Consider the following 22,301-nt stretch of genomic DNA (forward strand, 5'->3'; position numbering starts at 1 on the left):
GAGCCGAGAGCATCGGCCTGGTGTGGGGGCTCAGTAGTACAGGCGGCGTCCGCGATGCCGACCCGCGGGCTGACTTTCGACGGGTTCCGCGCCACCTGCTCGGCCGTCACTGGCCGGCTGCGCCGGCGCGTCGGGGTCCGGGCTCCCCGACCGCCACCGCCGGGCCGGGGAGGGCCAGGTGGTGGCGGTCGGCCGACCGTCCGGGGCCGCGGCGTGCCGCGGGCGACCGCCAGGAGGGCGCGGCATGGTTTGCCAGCATTCAGGCACAAAAAAAGTCAAACAAGTATAGTTACGGCAAAATGGCGCGTAAGGGCACGCGTAAGGGCGCCGCCCTACTGCCCGTCCTGCGGGGGTCCGCCGTGCACGACGTGCCCTACTGGCTGTGGATCGTCTTCGCCGTCACCGTCCTCGTGGCGCTGGCGGTCGATCTCCTCGCGCATCGGCAGGCGCACGTCATCGGCTTCCGGGAGGCGGCCGCGTGGAGCGGGGTGTGGGTCGGCCTGGCGCTGGCCTTCGGGGGCCTCGTGTTCGCCGTCGTGGGCACGCAGGCCGGTGTGGAGTACACGACGGCGTGGCTGCTGGAGAAGAGCCTGTCGGTCGACAACCTGTTCGTCTTCGCTCTGATCTTCGGCTACTTCCGGGTACCGCGGGCCTACCAGCACCGCGTGCTGTTCTTCGGAGTGCTGGGCGCGCTGGTGTTCCGGGGTGTCTTCCTCGCCGCCGGAGTGGCCGTCGTCAGCCGGTTCACTGCCGTCCTGTACGTCTTCGCCGCGATCCTCTTCTACAGCACGTACAAGATCCTCAAGGAGGAGGACGACGGCTTCGACCCGGGGCGCAGCCTCGCCGTCCGGCTGCTGCGGAGGATCGTGCCGGTCAGTGACGACTACGTCGGGACGAAGTTCTTCGTGAAGGAGGCCGGCCGGCGCGTCGCCACACCGCTGCTGGCCGTGGTGGCTGCGATCGAGGCGGCCGACCTGGTCTTCGCGGTCGACAGCGTGCCCGCCGTGCTCGCCGTCAGCAGTGACGCCTTCATCGTCTACAGCAGCAACGCCTTCGCCATCCTCGGGCTGCGAGCGCTCTACTTCATGCTGGCCGGCATGCTCGACCGCTTCCACTACCTGAGCACGGGGCTGGCCCTGATTCTCTCCTTCATCGGCGTGAAGCTGGTCCTGCAGGCCTCGCACGAACTGATCAGCGCCTCGATTCCCGAGATCCCCTCGCCGGTGAGCCTCGCCGTGATCGTCGTTGTCCTCGGGGTGTCGGTCACCCTCAGCCTGCTCCGGCCGCCACCACCGCCACCGCCGGACGACGACAGGTCCGCCCGCAGGGCGTGACCGCCCGGCCAAAAGAAAGCTTCAAATCCGGGCAAAATGGACGTAAAGTCGATTTATGGACGGAGAAAAGCATCCCGCCGCATCCCTTCCCGGACACCTTTGCCCCGGCTGCCATCAGCAATTGCCCGCGACGGTCCAGCGGCACAAGACGATGGGCGTCTACGTCCCCCTCTACGCCGACGCCCCCTGCACCAACCCCGCCTGCCCTCAAGCCGCACCCGCCGGCCGGCCGGAATCGCAGGCGCAGCCGCCCACCGGCGACCGAACCGCCCCCTGAGGCGCCGCCCGTCACCGGCGCCGCCCGTCACCGGCGGCGCCCGTACGTCCCCCGACTGCTTGGGCCGCCGTCTTCATGGCCGGCAGAAGCAGGAAGAACACGGCGCCCGCGCCGGTCGAGGCGGCCAGCAAGGTCGCCATACCGCTCTCCACGTCGGCCGCGTTGGCGACGACCTGCGGATCGTCCGCCCGGTACCGGACGGTGAGGTGCGCGCCCACCGGGTGACTGCTGCCACCACTGCCCGGCAGCAAGGCCGCCACGACGGTGCGGCCCTGTGCCTCGAAGACGACCTTGCACCGTCCCAGCGTGCACGTACCGCGGGTATGGATCGTGGCGTCGGCGCGTATACCGTCGCGGAGCGAGCGCAGATGCCGGGCCTGGGGAGTCAGTACCAGTGCCGACAGTGCGCCGAGGAGCAGCGCGAGACCCAGCCACACGAAGACTTGCCTACGGTGCCCGGTTCCTGCACGTACCGTCTCCTCCACCATGCTCCCCTACACCCCCGTATGCGCTTTCCGTACGGGGCAACGGTATGGGGCTCCCGCAGCGGAGTCCCGGGCTGCCGACGGCACCCGTGAGCCGGTCCGGTTGCCGGACATCGGCAGGACGGGTGGCCGAGCGATCCCGCCGCACCGCCGCCAGGTCGGCTGCTGGCTGCGTCGCGCAGTGCGACAGTGGTGCGGGCCGCGGCTCCGAGGTCGGTCTCGTGGACCCGCACACCATTCCCGCGTCGAACGTGGACACGTGACCGTTGAACTGGGTGTCCGCTTTCAGCTGCTCGCGTCGGACGTCATGGTGTGACCGCTGACCGCTGACCGCTGACCGGTCGTGGTCGTGCGGGAATCGCGCGAGGGTGATCGTGCGCAGCAGCCATTCCACGGGGCCGTAGCGGTGTCGGTCCATCAGCCGGGAACTGAGGGCGAGCTGGACGGCGTACAGGGCGAGCGCGCCCAGTATGACGACGGCCGGGCTGAGGCGGTCGTACAGGGCGAGGCCGTAGGCGGTGAAGACGAGGGCCATGACCAGGGACTGGCTCAGGTAGTTCGTCAGTGCCATCCGGCCGGCGGGGGCGAAGAGCGCTGCGATGCGTGCGCCGCGGGCGGTCGTGATGAGCAGGAGCATGCCGCAGATGTATGCGGCGGTCAGGGCGGGGGCCGTGACTGTTCCCACCATCTCAGCGAAGAGCGACCACCGGGGACCGAGCGGGCCGCTGACGGCCAGGGCCATGAACAGGCTCCCGGGCAGGCCTACGGCGGCACCGAGCACGCAGATGCGGCGCATCTGCGCGCGGTGGCTTCCCGTGTCGGCGAGCAGACGCCGCTTGCCGCAGTGCAGCCCGACCAGAAAGGCCGCCATGACAAAGCCGCTCATCAGCAGCGAGGCGAGGAGCTGGTCCGGTAGCTGGCCGATGTTGGCCCGCACCACGGACAGGGCGTCGCGGCGGTAGCCGGCGACCAGCCCGGGCAGGCCTTCCGCGAGTTCGGCGTCCGCTTCGGCTGTTTCTGCGTCCGACATGAGCAGCGTCCCCCAGCCCAGAAGGAGCAGGAACGCGCTGAGACATCCGTACAGGATCCGGGCGGCGCGCAGTGCCGCGCCGGGTGTGCAGTTGCGTGCGGCGATGAGGACGAGGCCGAGCACCGCGTACGTCGTGAGGATGTCGCCGGTGTACAGGAGTACGGCGTGCAGGACTCCCAGGACGAGCAGGCCGAGTGACCGGCGCAGCAGGCGGGGAACGGCGCTCCTGCCGGCGCGTTCGGCGGAGGTCAGCTGCAGGGTGAAGCTGTAGCCGAAGAGGAACGAGAACATCAGGTAGAACTTGCCGACCGCGAAGGTCTGGACGACGCCCTCGACGGTCCGGTCGAGTGCAGAGGCACCCGGATCGGTGATGGCTCCGAGGCCGTACGGACCGGCCATCATCATCGCGTTGACGAGGAAGATACCCATGAGCGCGAAGCCGCGCAGAGCGTCGACCTCCGGTATGCGTGCCGGTCGGTCTCGTTGTGTGTGCGCTGCCGCTGAAGTCACTGCCCCCCCCAGGTAGTCGTCGTGCGGGGTCTCCTGCCCATGCCCGGCGTGGCCGAGGGTCTTCGGGCGGGCCAAGGCAGGGGGCATCGGGAAGATCGCCGCACTGTGGTCTGCGACGTTAGCCCACTTGAAACGCCGGTACGTCGGACGCCCGGCGGCACGGGCGTCGCAACAGTCATTGAACAGAAGTCAAGGCCGTGCGGATCGCGCCGCCTTGACATGTGCGGGCTTGCTCGATGGACGAGTACTGCTTCTGCACGTTCACCTGCCCGGGCCGGCCCGCTCCCCGGTCCTCACCGCCCGCAGCGGCTCGTCGGTCCCGTATGTGGCCGCCGACGTCGGCGCCGGTCCCGAGGCCGGTCACAGCAGTCGCTCCGCGAGGTAGCGCTGGAACTGCCACAACGGGCGCTCCAGGGGGGAGAACCGGCCGTTGGACGGAGCCGGGTGGGAGACCATGCCGCGCTGAACGCCGCGGACGGCCACCAGGTCCTCTTCCTGGATCTGCGCGATCTGGGCCCGTATGCCGGCCAACTGCTCCCCGAAGCCGGGTGTGTCCGGCACGCCGGGCGGAACCATGGCCGTGATCCGGGTGTCGTGGGTGGCGGGACCGGTGGGCAGCCAGCGGATGCCGACCGCGCTGCCAGGCAGGACCGCCAGGACGAACTGCGGGAAGATACCGGCGACGAGCATCCCCGGCCGCGGTCCCCGGCCGGTTCGTGAATGCCTTCCCAGTCCCGTGCCGTCCCGCTCGGGGTCCGACAGCGGGGTGAACATGGTGAACCAGCGGCCGTCGCACTCGTCGACTTCCGTGTCGCGGCCCGGCAGCACCTGATCCAGGGTCTGCGCGTGTGTACCCATGTGGTGGTAGTTCTCGGAACCGTTCTCCACCGCCACCTTCCAGTTGGCGGGTACGCCCTCCCAGGTCTGGGTGTGGACACTCACCCAGTCTGCGATGCCGTGGCTGTTCAGCCGCAGGTCCAGCCCGTGCAGTTCGGGTGCTGCCGGTGCCGCGCCGGGGTCGAGGTTGAGCATGACGAAGCCGTTCCAGACCTCGACGCGGTGCGCCGGGAGCCGGCAGCCGGCCCGGTCGAAGTCGACCCGCTGCATCAGTGGAGCACCGGCGAGCTGCCCCGCGTACTGGCCGTTCAACCGATAGGTCCAGCTGTGATAAGGGCAGGTCAGCCGTTCCAGGCAGCCCTTTTCGGGCGCGGTCTCCGGCGGCAGGAGGTCCATGAACCGGTGGCGGCACACCCGGGACAGGGCGTGCAGCTCGCCCTCCTCGTCCCGGATGATCACCAGTGGCGTGCCGAGGATGTCCAGCCGCAGGTAACTCCCCGGCTGTGGAATCTCCTCAGCCCGTGCGACACACAGCCACTCCCGCCGGAAGATCCGTTCGACTTCCCATTCGTACAGTTCGGGAGAGGTGTACGCATGGGGTGGCAGTGTCTGGCCTTGTTCGAGCGGGAGTTCGGCCAGACGCCGCAGCTCCGCGAGCGTCGCACGCAGCGCCTCGGGGGCGGAGGGTGAGGGGGCCGTGGGCCCTTCGGTCCTGGTTCGGTGGAGAGTCATGGTGATCGGCCTTCCTTTCTGGTGATCAGGGGTGACGAACCGAACAGGGACAGTGCGTGCCGCCGCCCGTAGCGGCGGCTGTAGGAGACGGTGACCAGGGCGACGGCGCACAGCAGCGCCAGTCCCTTCGCGCGGTTGAGTGCCGGAACCGACTCCACCGGAAGCAGCAGGGCGACGAGCACTCCTGCACCGCAGTCCAGCAGTTGGGCGCAGCCCCACAGCACGGTCAGCCGGGTCAGTCCGCCGCGCAGCGCCGGTGAGACGCTCCAGGCCGCTTCCCGGGTGCGTGCAGCGGTGGGCCCGTGCCAGGACTGGCCGACCTGGAAGGCGAAGGGCTTCGCCACGAGAAGCGAGCCCAGGATCCAGAGCCCGGCGGCTGCTGCGAGTCCGGCGTCCTTGACGAGGACGAACCGGGGACTGGCCACGAGCAGCGATGTCACGATGCGCACCGCCAGCATGCCGATCATGAAGACTTCGAAGCTGTCCACGCGACGCCGTGTGGCCGCCGCGACGGCCATGCGCACCGCCGGGACAGCGCCGCTGAGCGTCAGTGCCGACCACTGGCTGATCCCCTGCGCCCGCAGGACGTAGAACACGGCCAGTGGCAGGACCACGGCGAACAGGATCGCAGTGGCCGCTGTCCGCCACGTCGGCATGTCTTGTGTTCCGGTCCCACCGTTCAGTGATTCCATACGAAAAACCGTAGGGAACGGCGAGGATCAGCGAATCGACGCGAGGGACGAAATGTCGCATACATCCTTCGATGTACCGATTCCCCGTTCGTCACGTCCAGGGCCGCTGGCGTTGGGAAAGAGACGGGGCAGACCTGGCCGATCTGCCCATGCTCGCTCGGCCTTTTCCTGACCACGGCCCGGATCGGGCGCCACAGACCGTTCGCCAGGCGTCCTGTCGGCGCGGCCGGCACCGCACTCTGACCTGTCCCTCCCTCGCTCTCCCGGAAGGGACAGGGCACGGGCCGGGAGGCGAAGGCCCGTTACGATCTTCCCTCGTTGATCAACGAGGGGAAAACAATGTCGAACGCCGACCGTGCCCTGATGGGCTCGCTGGGGCCGAACGACCCGCAGGAGATAGCCGGGTACCGGTTGCTCGCCAAGATCGGCGAGGGGGGTATGGGCTGCGTCTACCTCTCCCGGACCCGGGGGAACCAGCCGGTCGCACTCAAGGTCATTCGACGCGAGTTCGCCCAGGAGCAGGACTTCCGGGCGCGGTTCGAGCACGAAGTGCAGGCGGCCCGCCGTGTGCAGGGCTACCACATCGTGCCGGTTCTCGACCACGACACCAGCGGGGATCAGCCCTGGCTGGCCACCGCGTTCGTGCCCGGCCTGCCACTCGACGAGGCCCTCGCAGCCCACGGACCGCTGCCCCTGCCGGCCGTGTTCCAGCTGATCGGCTGCACCGCCCAGGCGCTGCATTCGGTACACGCTGCCTCGGTGGTGCACCGCGACCTCAAACCCAGCAATATCCTGCTGGGTTCGAACGGCCCCTGGGTGATCGACTTCGGCATCGCGCGAGCCACTGACACCACCCAACTGACCCGCAGCGGCGGGTTCATCGGGACCCCCCAGTACATGTCACCCGAGCACGCACTCGGCAAGACCGTCACCCCCGCCACCGACATCTTCGCGCTGGGGCTGATCGCCGCCGTCGTGGCCACCGGCCGCCACCCGTACGGCGACGGCTCGGGCATCTCCATCGCAGCCTCGATAGCCAACACCCCACAGCAGGCACCGGACCTCAGCCGCTACCCGGACGCACTGCGGCCGCTGCTGGAACGCTGCCTGGCCGCCGATCCGGCGCAGAGGCCCCTGCCCGCGGAAATCGCCGAGTTGTGCAGCAAATCCGCAGGGCGCAAGCTGCGCGATTTCGCGGACTGGCTGCCCGCACCGATCGCCGCGGAGATCACGCGGCGCGAACAACTGGCGCAGGCACCGGTCCAGCCCGCGTACACGCCGACCCACACCCCCGAGCCGGCCCGACCGACGTACGCACCCACCCAGGCCGCAGCACCGGCCCACCCGGCCCGCCCGGCCCACCCGGCGCACGTGCCGACGCACAACGCGACGGGCGGCCACCCGCCCTTCCCCATGTACGACGCTCCCACCAGCGCCGCCTACACGCCGCCCCCGCCCCCGGCCGTCGGCCCGGCTCCCGTGCCCGTTGCCGCGGGTCGGAGGAACACGCCGCTGATCGTCGGCGCGGGGGTCTTGGCGGTGGCGCTGGTCGCGGGCGGCAGCTGGTACCTGACGCGCGCCGACGACAACAGCAGCAAGACAAGCGCGAGCGACGACCAGCAGAAGGCGCCGGACCAGCAGAAGGCGGCGGACCAGCCGAAGGACGCCGCGGCACCCGCGCCGCAGTCCAGCGGCTCCGCGGCCGCCCCCCAGGCCTCCGCCATCAGCCCTGCCTACACCGAGGTCTACAAGGACAGGCCGCTCAAGCTTCTGGCGGGCCGGGAATTCGGCAAGATCAACGCCGTCGACCTGGACTTTCCCAAGGTCGCTCCGTTCGGGGAGATCGGCTGGAAGGAGCGAGAGCTGGAGATGGGCTTCGAGGACGTGAGAAACAAAACCACGTTCGGGAAGAGCAAGGGAACCACCCCCGAGCAGTGCGCGGACGCAGCCGCCACCAACCCGATCCCCGAGCGGCTGCCGAGTTCGGACCTCTCGGGCGCGGCCAGTGTCATCGTCAAGGGCGATCTGCTGTGCACGGTCACATCCAAGGGCAACCTGGCCATGGTCAAGATCGTCACTATCGAGCCGTCAACCAGCAAGCAGTACACGGTTCCGACCTACCTCACCGAAGTCACCCTCTGGAAGCGCCGGCCCTAGACCATCCAACCGACAGCACTCGTCCCCGCCGCATCGACCAGCAGCCAAGGCACGGATCGCCCGGGCCCCACCACCGGCACGGCCCCTCGGCACCCTGACCTGCCGGCCGCCCCGGCCACCGAACCGGTGAGGGGCCGCCGGGTGCTCGGTGGTGACCGGCGCGGCTGGTTCACCCCGGCTCAGCGCTGGAGGTGCCGGTCCCGTACGGGTGCGGGGCGGCCGCCGGCACTTGAGTGTGATCACGAAGCCATCCGTTCGCGGTGCACAGCCGCTCCAGCGCCTGGCACCGGCCTGCCCCGAAACATCCGGACCTCCGCATGCGGCCGCCCCACCCGTTCGTCAAGGGACGACGGGCTGACGAGCAGTCATTGATCTCCGGCCGCCGCCGGGGCACGATGCAGGAATGAGCGACCAGCGCTGCGACCACGGACTGATAGTCGGCCAGTGCGGACACTGCAAGCCGGTGCCGCACGGGCTTACCGCCAACGTCTGGACCACCCGCGGCGGCTCCGTCTTCCACCGGACGGTGGCCTGCGAAGCTCTCGCCGACGGCCAAACCCGCGCCGCACGCTTCGGTCGGGACGTTCACCAGCCCACCCGTACCGCACTCGCCGACGCCATGGCCCAGGGCCGCGGCGCCTGCATCCCCTGCTTTCCCGCTTACAGGCCGTCCCGCACCGCCAAGCCCTGCCTGGTCCGTGAGAACGGCCGGTGGCTGCCCGGTCTGCTCACCGAGTGGCGGCGCGGCAAGGACGGTCGGTGGAGCGGCGTGGTCTCGTACGCAGCCGACGGCGACCAGGTCACCGTCCTCAAGGACCAGGACGACCTACGCTCCGCCCCGTGAACCGCCCGCCGCCGCCTCGCATCCCCCAAGCCCCGGCAAGCGCGGTGTCCGGGGGACGAGGGCTGTGGAAAAGACAGGCCAGGCGCGTGGCGTCTGCCAGGGACGTGTCCAGGCACAGACATGTCCCGTCCTGGTGCAGGTATGCCTCGGCGGTGCCTTCTTCCGTTGTGCTGTTGCGTGACGCGACCGCCCTGACCGGCATCCGGCCGTCGGGGGGCGGGCCCGAAGCCGCGCACTGCGGGCCCGAAGCCGCGCACCGTGGGCGTGAAGCGGGCGGCGGGCCGTGGTCTGCTGCCCGCCGCACCTGCTACCGGCGTGCCGGCCCTCTCTGACGCGGCCCGCCGCGCCGCCCAGGAACGCCTCACCGGCCGGGAGGAGGAACCCGGCAAGGAGGCGGAGAAGACGGCGCCGGGCTGGTCGGCGGAGCAACTGCGTGACCACCTCGGCGAGGACGTCCTGGCCGTGCTGATGCAGAGTGAGCACCGGCCCCGGATCGCGCATCGACGCGAACCTGGCCCGGCGCACGCCGAGCCGGGCCGCAGGGAGTCAACACCGGCAGGACGGCCGGACACGGAGCAGCTCGGTCCGCAGCACCGGTGTGCCGTCTACCGGTGCGGGGTTCTCCGCGGTCGGCTCGATTCCTCCGGCGGCGGTTTTGCCGAGTGTCGCCAGGCCGTCGGGGCCGACCGTGCCGAACACCGTGTAGTTCGGTCGTAGTGCGGAGTCGCCGTAGACGACGAAGAACTGTGAGCCGTTGGTGTCCGGACCGGCGTTGGCCATCGCCAGCAGGCCGCGCCCGTACAGGCGGCGCGCGCCGGTCGGATCGGTCGGTGCGGGTGGCAAATCCACCGGCAGCTCGTCTTTGTACTTGTATCCCGGCCCTCCCTCACCGGTACCGGTCGGGTCGCCGCACTGCAGGACCTTCAGCGTCGGATACGCCGTCAGACGGTGGCACACCGTTCGGTCGTAGAAGCCATGCCGTGCCAGGTGCAGGAAACTCTGAACCGTGCACGGCGCCTTGGCCCGGTCCAAACGCAGCGGGAGCGGACCCTGGCTGGTCGGAACAGCCATGCCGACCGTGCCACGGCTGGGGGTGCGCCGCGGGTCAGGCGGCAGTGGAACAGGGCGCGCGGCCGGCTCGTCCGGGGTCTGTGTGTACTGGCACGGCCCGTGCGTGGTGCGTGGCGGAACGCCGTCGGAAGCGGTGGCAGCACTTCCCCCGGATACGACTAACGTCGCGGCCGCGAATGCACTGAACAGTGCTCGGTTCATTTTGCGCGCCCTCCTGATGATCGCCAGGTTCTGGAGCGGTCGCAGTTTAGGGCGTGGCTTGTCCGGCGGGAATGGTCAACGGCAGGAGGCCGACGTGGTCTGTCCCGAGCGGCCCCGGCGGGAGAGCACCTTGACGAAGACGGCCCACGGTGCCTCGGCAGTGGGGTTCACGTTCACCGAGCTGCTGAACTTCGTACAGTCTTCGCCTGCGACTACCTGGCCGGTTCCGGCCTGCTCCGCCCCGCACCCGGTCTATAACGGGAGTGCGGCTCGGCGGGGTCATGCTCGCCGTCCCGTACCGACCAGGGTCAGCCGAGGCTGGTGCCTGTCTCTGGAGGCTTTCGGGCGTTGTTCCTGAGGTTGGCGAAGGGCAGAGCTCCTCTCGGTCATCGGCCGCCAGGCCACGAGTAGTGCGTCCGAGTCGGCCAGCTGCCAGATGTAGCGTCCACCCCAGTGGCCGGCCAGCAGCCCGGTGCCATGGCGGCGATAGTCGGCAAGCCGCTGATTCAGTCCGTCCTGACCCGCGGCCTTCCCGATGTATACGACCGTTGCCCCGTCCACCCAGGCATCACTGAGCTTGTCGGCGGTTCGTAGACCACGGCTGTGTCGGTGAGGACGTCCCCGCGGGTGGTGGGGGTGGCGGGCAGGTCGAGTCTGTCGTCGGTGAGGAGGCAGGTGGCTGCGACGGTGCGGGTGCGTGAGACGGTGCTGGTGAGGCCCTTGCCGGCGTTGCGGGCGTACCAGGTGCGGGTGCAGGTCTCGTCGCCCGTCTTGGCGGTGTCTCCGTCAGCGGCGGTCTGGACGGTCATGCCGTAGTCGTCGTAGGTGTTGGTGGTGCGGGTGGTGCGCCAGGTGTTGGCGGCGGTGAGGAAGGACCGCGTCCCGTACCGCGGCGCCCTGACCCACACCACCGCCCCTGAGATCGCCGCCGCCGTTCTCGCGACTGCGGCGGACACTCACGTTCAGGCGCAGCCGGCTGCCGACGTGTGGAGCCTGGGCGCCTCCTTGTTCTGGTGCTGGACCGGCCACCGCCCCGTCCCCTATGACGACAGCCTCGACCGCCTGGCCAAGCTGGCCGTCATCGCCACCGGCGGCACCACCCCGCTGGCCGACGTACGGCCTTGGCCGTTCCCCACCTTCGCGGCCACCATCACCGCCTGCCTGGCCCCTGACCCCGCCGACCGCCCCACCGCCAAGGAACTGATCGCAGCATGGTGACCCTGCGCGCCCTGACCCTCCACGACGCCCCCGCCCTCACCCGCATCTACAGCGGAGCCTCGGTCCGCTACACCACCGGCCGCGGGCTCATCCTCGACCAGGCCCAGGAGAAGATCCGCAGCGCCCTTGCCCGGGCGGTCCAGACGCCGACGGCGCAGTGGAGCTGGGGCATCCTCGCCGCCGACGAGATGATCGGCCTCATCGCCCTGCGCCGCCGCTTGCCCGTCATGGGGCCCATCAGCTACATCCTGCGCGAGGACACCCGGGGCCGCGGCTAGGCCACCGACGCCGCCCAGCAGGTCGTCGCCTTCGCCTTCACCACCGTCGGCCTGGACCGGGGGGGAAGCCATGCACCACCCCGACAACCCGGCCTCCGGCCGCGTCCTGGCCAAGGCCGGCTTCACCCGCACCGGCACCACCTACCAGACCGCCGCCGACGGGGCCGCCGTGCCGTACACGTGCTACGCCTTGCAGGCTCCCGTGCCCCATCGGGGAGTGGGCAGTCTGGGGGATCAACGCAGCCGCCGACGCCTGGGCCCGGATTCGTCAATCCTTCCCAGCCGGCCCTCTACGCTGCCGTCATGACGCTGAACGCCGACGAGTATGAGCTCCTTCGCCTGATCGCCCAGTCCCCGACGTGGACGCGCCGTGCCGTCGGGCCGGACCGGTCCTGATGGACTTGAGCTTCCAGTCCGGCGGAGGGGGCCGGCGGGCCGCCTCAACAGCCTGCTCCGCCTCCAGCCCGCTGATCGCCCGCTCCGCCAGCTTCTGCTGCCAGTCCAGCCACGCCCGTACAGCCCGCCAGCTCTTCAGCCGGGCCTTCAGCTCGCTCACTAGGACCGCGTCCCGGGGTCGGTGACGACGAACTCCTCGCCACTCCATCGCACGCTCAGCTCGCGCACCCCGTCCGGCCCGCTCTCGGCCGCGCGGAACAGCTCGATGTGCCCCGCCGTGCCCCAGCCGCGCTCCGCCGAGCGAGAAGCGCAGCTTGATCAGCGCCAGTCGGCCTCAGCGGAACGCGGCGACGTTCCGGGCGGCCCAGTCGGCGAAGGGGCGCGGGGCGCGGCCGACGACCTCTTGGACGTCCGGGCTGACGCGGAGTTCGGCCGGGCTCGGGGAACCGAGAATGTCCAGGGTGTCGTCGGCGAGTTCCGCCGGCATGCTCTGAGTCATGGCGGTCTTGGCTTCGTCCCGGGTGAGTTCATGGAACCTCACCGACGAGCCCAGCGCGGCGGCGATGGCCTGCGTCTGCTGGCGCGGAGTGATCACCTCGGGGCCGGTCAGCTCGTAGACACCGCCGCTGTGCCGGTCGTCCAGCAGGCAGGCCGCCGCGACCGCGGCGATGTCCGCCGGGTCGATGATCGGCACACCGGTGTCGCCGAAGGGCGCGGCGACGGTCCGTCGCGTACGGACGGCGTCGGCCCACCACAGAGCGTTGGAGGCGAAGCCGCCCGGCCGTAGAACGGTCCACTCCAGCCCGGACTCGCGCAGCGTGTCCTCCAGCGCCCGCATCGCAATCCGCGTCGGCCCGAAGGGCCTGGTCACCACGCCCAGCGTGGAGAGCAGGACGACCTTGCGGACCCCGCTGTCCGCGGCTTCGCCGATGATGTCGGCGGGGCTGGCCCCAGTGGCGTGCAGGTCGCCGGACAGCAGCAGGAACAGGGCCTTCGTCCCGGCCAGCGCGGGCCTGAGGCCGGCAGGGTCGGCCAGGTCGGCCACCACGTGGCGGGCCCCGTCCGGCACGGCCGCCGCATGCCGTGACACGGCAGTCACCTGCTGGCCCCTTTCAACCAGCTCCTGTGTCAACGGCCGGCCGATGTTTCCGGTAGCCCCGGTGACCACGATCATGAGCAACTCCTCGTCAGATGTCTTCGTTGGCCTCACGCTAGAAGCAGGGCTAACTTCTGGTAAGGACATACCTTCAGGTAAGTTCATGACATGACGGGAAGCGTGCAGCGCAGACAGCCCGAGGTGGGCAAGCGGTATGACGTGTTTCACACCGACTGCCCCGCGCGGGACGTCGTCGACCACGTGACCAGCCGGTGGGGCGTCTGGGTGCTGATCTCCTTGCGGAGTCATAACCTCCGGTTCTACGAGTTGCGCGACAGCATTCAAGGCATCAGCGAGAAGATGCTGGCCCAGACCCTGCGCGCGCTGGTCCAAGACGGCCTGGTCTGGCGGGAGGTCGAGCCGACGACGCCGCCCCAGGTCACCTACGGGCTGACCGATTTCGGGCAGGAGATCGGCGAACCGCTCACAGATTTGTTCGACCGGATCACACAACGGCTGCCGCCGCCCAACTCGGAATAGTGCGGCAGTACTCCGGAAGCCGATTCTCGGGACAAGGCCCACCACCGCTCCCGCAGGTTCGCGCGGCTGAAGCCTGCCCATCGAGCGCAGGACATGCGAACGAGAGCCGCTCCGAAGGTCACGCGACCTTCCGCCCCAGGAGAGCCAGAAGCTGCTGCTGAGGCGTGGCCTGCGCCGAAGCGGTCAGAGCGGGTGCGTACATTCCGGTAGCGGCGAATTGCTCGGCCATGGGAGCAACGGCCCCGCGTGCTCGTCTTCGAGAGCAGCACCGGCGAAGGGGCGGGATCCATGGACGTGTTCTGCGGGATCGACTGGGCGGAGGGACACCACGACGTAGCGCTCATCGACGGCATCGGCAAGCTGCTGGCCAAGTGCCGCATCGGCGACGACCTGGACGGCTACCGCCTGCTGCTGGACCTCCTGGCCGAGCACGGGGACACCCCCGAGGCGCCGATCCCGGTGGCGATCGAGACCGGCCGCGGCCTGCTCGTCGCCACGCTGCGGCAGGGCCCCCGCAAGATCTGCGCGGTCAACCCGATGGCTGCCTCCCGTTACCGCGACCGGCACGGAGTCAGCCGCAAGAAGTCCGACCCGGGCGACGCCCTGGTCCTCGCCAACATCATCCGCACCGACGCGCATCTTCAAGAGCATCCATCAGCTCCTGGAGTCGAACGCAGACGTGCAGACCTTCGTGATCGACTCCAAGATCCCGAAGGGCGAGATGGAGACGCAGCTCGCCCGTCTTCAGGAGAAGCACGACACCAAAGGTGTGCAGTTCGTCATCCGCACGCCAGACGGAGTCATATTCGTCCCTCGGGACGGTAAGTTCATGCCGGAGGTGGCACCGTGATCGCCAGTACGCCAGTGGCCCGATGGACGTGGGGCGACTTCGTCGAGGGTGTGGACCCGCTGGTCCGGTGCCTCGGAGACCTGATGGCGGCTCGGTCCGTGCTGGCCTCGTACCGGCTCGCGCTCGGCGAGCCGACCTTCCGTCTCGCCATCTCCGAGGCCGGCACACAGGCCGGCATGCTGTTCCAGAGCGAGCTCTCCGCCGCCGGATCCGCTGAGGAGCTGGCAGGCGCGATCAGGTCTGCCATGCGCCCCGGTCCCATCGGGTCGGTGGATGCCCGGTGCACCGTGGCCGACTCGCTGTCCACCGGTGCGCAGGAGATCCGGACGGAAGGCGTGTTCGACCTGGCCGCCTTTGTGGACACCGGCTTCGCCACAGTGGATCTGATCACCTACTCCGATACCTGGATGCCGTACGACCTCCGAGGCCGGGCCCAGTCCGCCGTGTACGAGGCGAACGCGCCCCGCCTCGCGTCCGTGCTCGAGGAGCTCACCGAGGTCCTGGGATCCGACATGGACCCCGAGGACCCCACCTACTTCGGCACGCCGACCGCGACGGGTGTCGTTCCCCATGTCGACCCGGACGGAACTCCGTCCGACTCCTGGTCCCGGTTCGAGATCCCCCGGCGGTACGAGGAGTTCACCCACGCCCCCGGCTTCGGGCACATCGGATACCTACGCTCGGTGCCGGGCGAGGTCCGCTACGTGCCGGTGACCGACGACCGCGGGGTGCTCGGATACCTCTGGGCCTGCGAGTCCGAGCCCGCCGCGAGCTTCGAGCCCCGTGACCTCGATGACGACGAGCGGTACCGGACCGCGCTCACGTGGCTGGACCGCCTGCGCTCCGCATCCGATCGGGGACTGTCACCCTGCCAGGCCCTGACGGAGCTGACGGGACGATCACTGAGCGACACCGAGGGGCCCGTGGGCCTGGCGGAGCTGCGTGCACGGGCGGAAGACGTCTGACCGTTTCCACCCCCACACACACCGCTGTGGACCATCAAAGCGGTGCGTCTGTCCCCGCGGCCAAGGACGTCGCGGCCGGGGAGGACCGTTCCCGTGTCGTGGTCTTCCTCGCCCGCGGCGGCGGACGGCCCGGACGGCCGTCCCCGACAAGGCCTCGCTGCACGAGAATTTCGACGGGCTGGAGGAGATGCAGGTGGCCCTCCGCCACGCCTACCGGCTGCCGGACCCCGCCGACGAGGCCTTCAAGGAGGCCCGCCTCGCTCTGGGGGTGCCCCTGCATCCGGTCTCCTACGCGCAGTGATCCAGAGGAGTAGGACCCGCTCGCACGGCCGGCGCTCCCCGGCGCCGGTCGGAGGCCGTGGGTTCGAATCCCGCCACGTTGCCCTTGGCCGGAGCGGGCCCAGGCCCTGGCCACCTGTATGTGTTCCGTCCCCCCCCGTCGGGCTGACCTGGGCGCGGCCGCGCGTGGCGGCATCGGGTGGCCAGGGCAAAAGATCGACCTCATGCTCGGCATCCTCACCGAAGCCGACACTGGCAGCTTCGCGAGGAAGCAGTAGCCGACCGAGCAGCACAGCCAGCAGCTGTGGTTTCAGTTGACGAGTGTGAGCACATGAGTTGGCGACCTTGCGATCGCTCAGACGTGCATGTCTGGGGTGCCGCGTACGGCATACGCCGGCAGGCGGGATTCCTTGAGGTACGTCGGGGAGAGCGAGAGGCCGAACCGCTGCTCGATGATGCCGAGGGTGCGCCGATAGGTATCCGTGTAGGGCTCACCTTCGGGAGCGATGAGCGTTTTCCCGTCGGGCTGCAGCACGCACCCACTAACGAGGTCGGGAAGCAGCAGGTCAGGCTCCCGACCCCATCGCCACACTTCCTCGCCCAGCCCGAAGCCACACAGTTCCACGCCGTCCCGAGCGTAGAAGACTGTTGCCGGCGGGTGCTCTTGCATCGGCACGTAGTGGACGGCTTCGACGCCCCTCCGGGAGATCTCCGCCAAACGCTCCCCGCCGGTCGAGTCCCCGTACTCCAGAGCGAATGCCCAACCCTCCTGCACTCCGACGCGTATGACACCGTCGCCTTCCTCGCCTGGTCGGTACCACTCACCTAGGTCCCAGGCCTCGGCGTCGGTGATCGGCTCGGTCGCGCCGTCCCGGTCGCCTCCCATGCGCACCGCCAGTTCCTGCGCGGATATCCCCCGTACGAACACCACGCTGGACATCCAGTGCTCCAGATCGACCAGCCAGCGAATCCCGTCGTGCATGTCTTCGCCCTCCACCCATAAGACAGTGGGTGCACCCTATGCCGCACCACCGACAAGGCGATCCCGTCGCGCAGCGCCAAGGAGCACGCCGTCGGTCAGGAACCGCTGGGGCAGCCGCTGTCCCCGCTCAACTGCCGCTCCGGCGGCGGCCGGTTGGGGGCGGGGACGTATTCTCGCTGGTTGTGACGGTGCGAAGACGACTGTGGGATGCGGCGGCCTGGATGGCATGGGCGAGAGGTGCTGCGGCCCCGTGGCACGGAGCTGCTCTCGACGAAGCCGATCGCCTCGCATGGGAGGGTTCGTTCGAGGCGGCGGAGGCACGGGCGCGTCGCGGCTTGTGAGGGTGTGCGGCGCGATCGGCGGCCTGTCGTTGTCTGGGAGGGCCGGTACTACGCCGTTCTGGGGGCGTTTCTCCACGGGCGGCGATCGGCGGTGCTGCCTGAACTTGAAGGCCTGATCGCCGGACTGGAGCAGTTGGCCGGCGCGGACCGGCGGCTGCTGGTGCAGGCCCGGATGATCCGCGCGTGGGTGCTGATCGACGAGGGACGGCCTGCCGAGGCGGAGGTCGAGGCCGAGGCCGCTCTGCGGACGCTGACGCGGATCACCCACCTGAACAATGACTGGGAGCTGGAAGTGGGGGCTCTGGTCTGCCTGGGGGACGTCCTTTGCGCACTGGGCCGGCACGAGGAGGCGGAGGTGATCGTCCGCGGGCATCGGCTGCGGGCCGAAGGACACGCGGCGACCGGCCTGCATTTTCTGTTGCTGCACAGCCTCTCGGGCCAGGGGCGTCATGAGGAGGCGCTGGCTGAGTCCGGCAAACACTGTCCCACGGTGAGTCCCTACGACGCCGGGGCGTACGAGCTCGCCAGGGCCGTCGCCCTGCACGGCCTGGGCCGCCACGACGAGGCGAGGGACGAGGCGCAGCGTGCACTGACCGCGAGCGAACGCCACCTCCACCCGAGCCACCCCCGGGTCGGCGAGATCCGAGTGCTGCTCGCGCTCATAGCCCCCGCCTGACACGACGGGGTCTTCCAGATCCTGATGTCCACCTGCCGGGCCTGCGGGCGCCGGCGGCGGATCCCTCGGCGCCCGCAGGCATGGGTTCGGCTGTGTGACGTCGATGCCGGTTCGGTGCACGGAATCGGGCCGTGCGGTGCAGAACACCTCGCGTACGGTGCAGGCATGCTCTCGCCAACACCTCTCGCGACGGCCGCCACCGACATGCCCGGCACCGGTTTCTGCTTCCCTGCGGGAGAGTGATGGGCCGGGCCTCGCGCCGCCGGGCCGAACGCCTTGGCATGGACGGACGGCCGGTGGTCGGCGTCATGGAATGGGACGGCAGCGTCAGCCGGCCCGACCGTGTGGGTGCAGACCGTACCCATGGCTTCGTCAGCCGGACTCGGACTGCTGGTAGAGACGTTGCGCGAAGGCGCCGAGCGCTGTTCCGTAGCTTGCGTTCCCGTCACCGCTGATGTTCACCGCGACGACGGTTCCCTCCGCTGCGGTGTCGCCCGAGAGGTAGGGGCCGCCGCTCGAGCCCATCCCCATCAGGCAGGGGACGCGCAACAGTGTCTTGCCGGACGCCCATGTGGTGACACCCGAGCAGTGCAGGACCCGGTCGGTGTACGGGTAGCCGAAGAAGTGAGCCGACCGGCCCGGTTCCGCAAGGAACGAGATGGGCTGGGCACCGGTCACCTCCGATATGTTCCGCCCGTCGCGGCCGGGGTTCATCTCCAGCATCGCGACGTCCAGGCCGTCCTTCTGCCAGTTCTCGGCCATCCTCACCCGGCGCACGGTGAAGCCACCGTGCGGTCCCGTCCCGTTCTGATAGCCCGGAACGAAGTAGAGGCCGTTGTCCCAGGTGGCCGCCCTCGCCGGAGCTCCTTCGACCGACGTCCTGACGCAGTGCGCCGCAGTGATCACGGTGCGGACGCCGACGACGGTCGCGGTGCAGGCACCGGAGTTGCCGTCCGCGCCCGCGGCGTACAACCGGCCGACCGTGCGGGCAATCGAGCCACCAGCAGTCCAGGCGGGCTGGACCAGGTCATCTGTGGCGTCGTTGCGGGCCACGGCTGCCATGCCGCCCCCCGTCCAGTGGTCCTCAGCGGCGATGCGTTCGCTCCCAGCACTGGCGTCGTCGTGCACCACAATGCGCGTTTCAACGGACGCCGGGCCGTTACGTCCTGCCGTCATGACCGCGTCACAGCCTGTGGCTCCCCACAGGACGAGAACGGCCGCGCCTGCGACTGCCCATCTGCCACGCGCGTCTCTCATGTCCCCCACACCCTCAATCCCGGTCCTGGTTCATTTCCGGGCCTTTGAGGCTGTGCCCTTCCCGGTCGTGGTTCACCGTCCGTACGAGGTCAAACCCTCGCGGGAGCTTACGACAGAGCCGACGCTGTGGGGCCGCCGGCCCGGTGTGCCGCCTGCGCCAGGTGCTGGCCCACAGCCCCAAGGTGTCGAAGCGGCCGCCTGCTGAAACGATCGTCCTCGGCGGGGGTGCCCTACGGCGGCAGACTGGGCCGGTATGCCACGGAGGACCCGGACCGCTACGCGGTCCTGGAGCCCGGCCGCCAGTATGTGATCGCGGTCCAGTCCGGATCGACCACGGGTTCCGCGGGAAGTGAGGCGTGGGCCTGGTACGCCGAGCCAGCCGAACGGGGCCTTGCGGGGGAGCGGGAACCCTGGCAGAAAGCGATCGCCACTCCTGCCGAGGCAGCCGCCGGCAGCGCGTGCGAGGACATCAACGTACCGGCGGGCTGACAGGGCACCCGCCGCCCTTCGGACGGACTGCTCCCGGCCCCCGTGGCGCTGTCGACCGCGGGCAGGCCCGGCTGCCGTCACACGTCGCCGGTACCGCCCCGGTCGACAGCATCCAGCTGCTCCGCACCGCGCGGTGGACAGCACGACCGGGCCTCGGCCGTGTAGTTCAGGGGCAGCTCGCAGTGGTGGGAGCCGCAGCACGAGCAGATGAATCCGTGATCGGTGGGCCCTGAAGGGGAGGGCAGAGGGCGGCTACGACAATCCGACGGTGGGGAGGGACCGACGCACGGGATGGCCGTCGGCGCCTTGGGTCAGCCAGGAACCGTCGCCCAGGGGCTCCCCCTCGTACGGGTTGCTCACGCCGAGGAGCGCGCCGGTGCGCACATCGACAAGGTGGTGGCGGAACCACTCCTCCTCGTCCTCGCGTTCACCGCCCAGGGTGACGACGGCCGTGTCCGGGGTCAGGTAGCCACCGCTCCATTCCACGTACGTGTCGTCCGGGTCGTACCCGAAGGCATCGACGGGCAGGGTGAACTGCACGTCCCCGCTGGGGTGGTCGTGGAAGGCGACGTCGCCCTGATCGTGGTCGACGCTCATGAACTGCCGCCCACCCGGAGCCAGGTCGATCAGACAGCGGTCCGGCCACGGGTACATCACGAACCGCGGCGCGCCGTCGGCGCCGATCACACCCCTGAGGACGACGGCCCCGTCCTGGCCCTCACCGATGGTGAGGTACACACTGCCGTCGACCGGGTGCGTGTGGTGGACACTGCCGTGTCCGGCAGTCTCCACCTCCCGCCGGGCGAGCACCTCTCCGCTGTCGGTGTCGTACACGACCCACTGGTCCGCGACCCCGCGCTGTGCCATCACGTCCGGCCGGTAGACCCACACGGTGCGGCCATCGGGGGACAGCGAACAGCCGGGCCGATGGCCGTGACGCACGTCGGAGTGCGGTGCGAAGGCAGACACCCACATCGGGTCGCCGGAGCGCGTGAGGCAGACGACCTCGTTCAGCGTGGTGTACACGACCCGCTCCAGATCGGCCCGGACCACGGACTCCTCGACCGCGTCGCCGACGCGCGGCCGGAACACCACGGCGGGCTCCAGCGGTCCGAAGACCTCGGGGTCCACCGCGTAGGCAAGGATCAGCCCGTTGCGGTGTCGCGCGATGACCTTCCAAAGCCGCCCGGAGTCCATCCACTGAGGCTAACCACCAGCTCAGCCCGGCCGACAGCCGGGCCCGGCACATCAGGTCTACGCCCACGGCACCGGCAGGCTCCGGGGGTCGACCGGCCCGGGTACGAAGACGGGGAGCCCGACTGGTAGAAGAGGTCGATGTCAGCCTCCTCCCCGCCGACGCACCGGTCGCCCGCCCCGTGCGGGGCGCGCGCTGCCGTCCGGAGCAGGGCAGCGGTCCGCATGCGGGTAGGACCACAGGATGCCTGTTTCCCGCGATGGCGACGGTACGGGCGGAGACGGTTTTGCGTGCCGAACTGGGCCCGGCAGCGTCGATGCCCTCCGCGCTCAGGCGCAGGACCAGGTCCGTGCCGAGCTGCGGGAGTTCGCCCGGAGCGTGGGCGGGCGCGATCATGAGACAGCCCGGCTGGGCAACACCGACCCCCGGCCGCACGCGCACGGCCGGACGGGGCTGCGCCCCGGACTGCGCGCCCCTGGCCTCGTTGACTTCAAGCGACGGTTCTGGCACAGATCTTGGGGAGTCGTCGCGGAGAGTCATCGCGGTGTTCGAGGACGGCCGTCGTCCAGTTGGGGCGTCTACTCGGCGAATCCAGTTGCTTGGCTGGCGCGGCCCGTCGTTCATCCGTCCGAATGTTCGCGGTGCAGGTACTCAGAGCGGGACTGGAGGATGTCCAGGGCCTCATGGATCGAGCAGCCGAGGTGGTCTCGGAACAGCTTGATGGCCTCGATGTTCCTGCCGCTGAGGATCTCCTTGTCCGCGAAGGAGAGCGGGCCGGCCGTCCAGGGGGCGGACGCGGGGTCTCCGCCTGGCCAGTCGACGTCGGTCAGCGTGGCGAGCAGGCGGCCGTCCGAGAGCGCCACCGCCACGTCCATGTCGCGGGCCGCTTTCTCCGTGAAGGCAACGGGTGCTGTGTGGTCCAGGAGAAGGACGAAGTGCTGGGCAATACGCTGCCACCACTCATCGAGTTCGCCGTCGCCGTCCAGGCGCAGGTTGGAGTTCCAGGCTGCCTGGGCGAGAACCGATACGAACAGCCCGAGGAAGTCCGACTTCAGCAGGTCGTCCGCGTGCTCGATCAGAATCGCGAGGTCCTGGTTCCCATGACCGGGACCGTGCCAGTCGTGGAGGCAGTCCACAAGCGCATCCCAGTTGTGGCCGAAGTAGCCGGGGAACGACAGCTCCCGGGCGAAGGTACGGAAGACGGACGCCGGATCCCGCATTTCCCGGCCGTCCAGCCGCAGGACCAGACCGTTTCGCTGCACGAGCGCGGCCGTTTCCGACGCCAGCCATGGGTCGGCCGGGGAGGTGAACACGACCCATGGAGAGCGGTGTTCCGTCAGAGTGGGCTTGATCATCATGGGAGATCCTTGCACGGCATGTGCTCGGAGCCCGAGTGATTAACCCGGGGCTTTCACTTTGGGTCCGTCCGGATCGTGGGCGGGAACGCGAAAGTGCCTTCTGACCTGGGACGATGAACCTTGTCTCGGGGTTCTGTCGGTCCAGGTGGAAGGCACTTTCTGCGTGCAGGGTATCGGTTCGCGTCCCAAGCTCCATGTCTCCACCGACGGT

At 69.7% G+C, this 22,301-nt stretch carries 20 protein-coding genes and 1 pseudogene; 10 read left to right on the forward strand and 11 right to left on the reverse strand.

Going from position 1 to position 22,301, the window contains the following annotated elements:
• The first annotated feature begins 359 nt into the window (after positions 1–359).
• Positions 360–1,334 (forward strand): TerC family protein, encoded by a 975-nt coding sequence (locus AAT21_RS14950; protein ID WP_046777013.1) that lies wholly within the window; start codon positions 360–362, stop codon positions 1,332–1,334.
• Positions 1,335–1,455: 121 nt separating this feature from the next.
• Entirely contained in the window at positions 1,456–1,611 is a 156-nt protein-coding gene (locus tag AAT21_RS35605; RefSeq protein WP_235438796.1) for a hypothetical protein, read from the forward strand.
• An 11-nt stretch (positions 1,612–1,622) separates the two neighbouring features.
• Here the strand turns inward: AAT21_RS35605 and AAT21_RS14955 are convergent, their stop codons facing one another.
• From AAT21_RS14955 to AAT21_RS14970, 4 genes are all read right to left on the reverse strand, one after another.
• Positions 1,623–2,048, reverse strand: a complete 426-nt coding sequence (locus AAT21_RS14955) for a DUF3592 domain-containing protein (RefSeq protein ID WP_063838097.1) — start codon at positions 2,046–2,048, stop codon at positions 1,623–1,625.
• 10 nt (positions 2,049–2,058) lie between these two features.
• Positions 2,059–3,555 carry a DUF418 domain-containing protein gene (locus AAT21_RS14960; RefSeq protein ID WP_063838098.1) on the reverse strand — a complete coding sequence of 499 codons (1,497 nt, stop codon included), beginning with the start codon at positions 3,553–3,555 and terminating at the stop codon, positions 2,059–2,061.
• A gap of 441 nt (positions 3,556–3,996) precedes the next feature.
• Positions 3,997–5,205 carry an aromatic ring-hydroxylating oxygenase subunit alpha gene (locus AAT21_RS14965; RefSeq protein WP_052757797.1) on the reverse strand — a complete coding sequence of 403 codons (1,209 nt, stop codon included), beginning with the start codon at positions 5,203–5,205 and terminating at the stop codon, positions 3,997–3,999.
• Positions 5,202–5,897, reverse strand: coding sequence for a VC0807 family protein (locus tag AAT21_RS14970; RefSeq protein WP_327152738.1), 696 nt, complete (start codon positions 5,895–5,897; stop codon positions 5,202–5,204). Before AAT21_RS14970 ends, AAT21_RS14965 begins: the two co-directional genes overlap by 4 nt.
• A 339-nt stretch (positions 5,898–6,236) precedes the next feature.
• Between AAT21_RS14970 and AAT21_RS14975 the strand changes: the two genes are divergently transcribed.
• Positions 6,237–8,054, forward strand: coding sequence for a serine/threonine-protein kinase (locus tag AAT21_RS14975; RefSeq protein WP_079025654.1), 1,818 nt, complete (start codon positions 6,237–6,239; stop codon positions 8,052–8,054).
• A gap of 403 nt (positions 8,055–8,457) precedes the next feature.
• Positions 8,458–8,898, forward strand: coding sequence for a hypothetical protein (locus tag AAT21_RS14980; RefSeq protein ID WP_052757798.1), 441 nt, complete (start codon positions 8,458–8,460; stop codon positions 8,896–8,898).
• 546 nt (positions 8,899–9,444) lie between these two features.
• Here the strand turns inward: AAT21_RS14980 and AAT21_RS14985 are convergent.
• Together AAT21_RS14985 and AAT21_RS37530 are read right to left on the reverse strand one after the other, a co-directional pair.
• The gene (locus AAT21_RS14985; protein WP_235438798.1) at positions 9,445–9,969 is read right to left on the reverse strand and encodes a peptidylprolyl isomerase; all 525 of its coding nucleotides are present in this window, start codon (positions 9,967–9,969) and stop codon (positions 9,445–9,447) included.
• 707 nt (positions 9,970–10,676) lie between these two features.
• Positions 10,677–11,078 carry a hypothetical protein gene (locus tag AAT21_RS37530; RefSeq protein WP_157879703.1) on the reverse strand — a complete coding sequence of 134 codons (402 nt, stop codon included), beginning with the start codon at positions 11,076–11,078 and terminating at the stop codon, positions 10,677–10,679.
• Between the two features lie 76 nt (positions 11,079–11,154).
• On the opposite strand from AAT21_RS37530, the gene AAT21_RS14995 reads away from it, so the two are divergent.
• Together AAT21_RS14995 and AAT21_RS38970 are read left to right on the forward strand one after the other, a co-directional pair.
• On the forward strand, positions 11,155–11,388 hold the full coding sequence (locus AAT21_RS14995) for a protein kinase family protein (RefSeq protein WP_235438799.1): 234 nt from the start codon (positions 11,155–11,157) through the stop codon (positions 11,386–11,388).
• On the forward strand, positions 11,382–11,666 hold the full coding sequence (locus tag AAT21_RS38970) for a GNAT family N-acetyltransferase (protein ID WP_063838099.1): 285 nt from the start codon (positions 11,382–11,384) through the stop codon (positions 11,664–11,666). Before AAT21_RS14995 ends, AAT21_RS38970 begins: the two co-directional genes overlap by 7 nt.
• 730 nt (positions 11,667–12,396) lie before the next feature.
• Here AAT21_RS38970 and AAT21_RS15005 read toward each other — a convergent pair.
• Positions 12,397–13,236 carry an SDR family oxidoreductase gene (locus AAT21_RS15005; protein WP_046777017.1) on the reverse strand — a complete coding sequence of 280 codons (840 nt, stop codon included), beginning with the start codon at positions 13,234–13,236 and terminating at the stop codon, positions 12,397–12,399.
• A gap of 90 nt (positions 13,237–13,326) precedes the next feature.
• Here AAT21_RS15005 and AAT21_RS15010 point away from each other — a divergent pair, with 90 nt between their 5' ends.
• The 3 genes and pseudogenes from AAT21_RS15010 to AAT21_RS15020 all read left to right on the forward strand — a co-directional run bounded on the left by AAT21_RS15010 (position 13,327) and on the right by AAT21_RS15020 (position 15,513).
• Positions 13,327–13,698, forward strand: coding sequence for a winged helix-turn-helix transcriptional regulator (locus AAT21_RS15010; RefSeq protein ID WP_046777018.1), 372 nt, complete (start codon positions 13,327–13,329; stop codon positions 13,696–13,698).
• 288 nt (positions 13,699–13,986) lie between these two features.
• Positions 13,987–14,337 (forward strand): annotated as a pseudogene (locus AAT21_RS39690) (IS110 family transposase); the annotation flags it as partial.
• A gap of 207 nt (positions 14,338–14,544) precedes the next feature.
• Complete coding sequence (locus AAT21_RS15020; RefSeq protein WP_046777020.1) at positions 14,545–15,513, forward strand: hypothetical protein; 969 nt, start codon at positions 14,545–14,547, stop codon at positions 15,511–15,513.
• 634 nt (positions 15,514–16,147) lie between these two features.
• Here the strand turns inward: AAT21_RS15020 and AAT21_RS15025 are convergent.
• Complete coding sequence (locus AAT21_RS15025; protein ID WP_235438800.1) at positions 16,148–16,789, reverse strand: DUF6461 domain-containing protein; 642 nt, start codon at positions 16,787–16,789, stop codon at positions 16,148–16,150.
• A gap of 417 nt (positions 16,790–17,206) precedes the next feature.
• Here AAT21_RS15025 and AAT21_RS15030 point away from each other — a divergent pair, with 417 nt between their 5' ends.
• Positions 17,207–17,791: a tetratricopeptide repeat protein gene (locus tag AAT21_RS15030; RefSeq protein ID WP_167350584.1), complete on the forward strand. Its 585-nt coding sequence runs from the start codon at positions 17,207–17,209 to the stop codon at positions 17,789–17,791.
• Positions 17,792–18,163: 372 nt separating this feature from the next.
• Here the strand turns inward: AAT21_RS15030 and AAT21_RS15035 are convergent, their stop codons facing one another.
• The 3 genes from AAT21_RS15035 to AAT21_RS37535 all read right to left on the reverse strand — a co-directional run bounded on the left by AAT21_RS15035 (position 18,164) and on the right by AAT21_RS37535 (position 22,090).
• Positions 18,164–18,853 carry a trypsin-like serine peptidase gene (locus tag AAT21_RS15035; RefSeq protein WP_235438801.1) on the reverse strand — a complete coding sequence of 230 codons (690 nt, stop codon included), beginning with the start codon at positions 18,851–18,853 and terminating at the stop codon, positions 18,164–18,166.
• 936 nt (positions 18,854–19,789) lie between these two features.
• On the reverse strand, positions 19,790–20,734 hold the full coding sequence (locus AAT21_RS15045; protein ID WP_046777023.1) for a hypothetical protein: 945 nt from the start codon (positions 20,732–20,734) through the stop codon (positions 19,790–19,792).
• Positions 20,735–21,352: 618 nt separating this feature from the next.
• Positions 21,353–22,090 carry a barstar family protein gene (locus AAT21_RS37535; RefSeq protein WP_052757801.1) on the reverse strand — a complete coding sequence of 246 codons (738 nt, stop codon included), beginning with the start codon at positions 22,088–22,090 and terminating at the stop codon, positions 21,353–21,355.
• Between the last annotated feature and the right edge of the window lie 211 nt (positions 22,091–22,301).

It is taken from the genome of Streptomyces yangpuensis (assembly GCF_001005295.1).
GTDB lineage: Bacteria > Actinomycetota > Actinomycetes > Streptomycetales > Streptomycetaceae > Streptomyces > Streptomyces yangpuensis.